We start from the raw sequence: 1,164 nt of genomic DNA on the forward strand, positions 1-1,164 counted from the left end.
CTGAATATATGGAAGTTTCAATAAACAAAGACTTGAACAACGGTAGCGCCTGCGGCTCTAAATTATCATTTCCTTGATTATTGTTGAGGAAAGATGAGCTACTGTTATATGTCGAACAATACCACATGTTAATTTATGAATTTACGGTGTGAGAGTTTGACATTGTTTTGATTAACCATTGCATAGTGCATGGTAGTGTCAATCTTGACATGACCAAGCAAGCGTTGCACTTGTTCCACAGGCATACCTTTGTCAATTGCCATTGTTGCCAATGTACGGCGGAACTTGTGAGGATGAACACGTACAATCTTTGCAGTGCGCCCAATTTTACGCAAACGAGTTTCCACGCCCGAAATTTCCAAGCGTTTATGCGGTTTAGCTAAAGAGACAAAGAGAGCCTTGTTTCGGTCTTTGCGAGAAGACAAGTATTGTTGTAAATGAATCTTTGCGCGAGCATTGAAGTAAACTATACGTTCCTTGTTGCCCTTACCAAATACGATACATTCACGCTCTGTGAAGTTAATGTCTTCACGATTGAGTTTTACCAATTCACCAACACGCATACCGGTTGAAGCCAACAAGTCGATAATGGCAAGGTCACGGATTTTAGTGCAACTATCACGGAGTTGCTCGATATTCTCATCACTCAACACCTCCTTGACCTGTGTTCCTGTTTTCACCTTATGTATTCTGCGGACAGGGCTTTTGACGATGTAGTCCTCCTCTTCAAGCCAAGCAAAGAACGAAGAAAATATCCGACGAATATTATCAATGGTAACTTTGCTTGATTTGTTTTTTCGCTGAAATACAGCAAGGTAGGCTCTGATATCCTCTGTAGTATAGTCGGTGACCTTTTTAGGCATCTTCTTGAATAACTGCCGAATGGTTGAACCATAGTATTTGATTGTCGGAGTTGTGCAACCCTCCACTTGTTTTGCAGACAGGAATATGTCAAGCAGACGGTCGTTAGACGCTGCATTTTCGTGCAGCGTCTCGCCATCTTCGGTAATAGTGTATTGGCTTACGACTTGAAGCAATACGCTATTAAGGTGAGCTACTTGTTCAAAACTTAACACTTCTGCCATTGCGGTGCTGATTTCTTGAATTAATTTTTCTTTCATATTCTTCGTTATTATATGGTGAACCTAACGAAGAGTAGAAGTC

General features: G+C 41.1%; 1 protein-coding gene. It reads right to left on the reverse strand.

Going from position 1 to position 1,164, the window contains the following annotated elements; translation table 11 throughout:
- Positions 1 to 128: 128 nt before the first annotated feature.
- Positions 129 to 1,121: a site-specific tyrosine recombinase/integron integrase gene (gene xerA, locus MoGM_RS03230; RefSeq protein ID WP_016212966.1), complete on the reverse strand. Its 993-nt coding sequence runs from the start codon at positions 1,119 to 1,121 to the stop codon at positions 129 to 131.
- Positions 1,122 to 1,164 lie beyond the last annotated feature (43 nt).

The sequence above is a fragment of the Prevotella sp. MGM1 genome, assembly GCF_002933775.1.
In the GTDB taxonomy this organism is placed as follows: Bacteria; Bacteroidota; Bacteroidia; order Bacteroidales; family Bacteroidaceae; genus Prevotella.

Excerpts from the sequence above, each read along its gene's own strand:
- xerA (WP_016212966.1), bottom strand. The coding sequence starts at position 1,121 with ATGAAAGAAAAATTAATTCAAGAAATCAGCACCGCAATGGCAGAAGTG.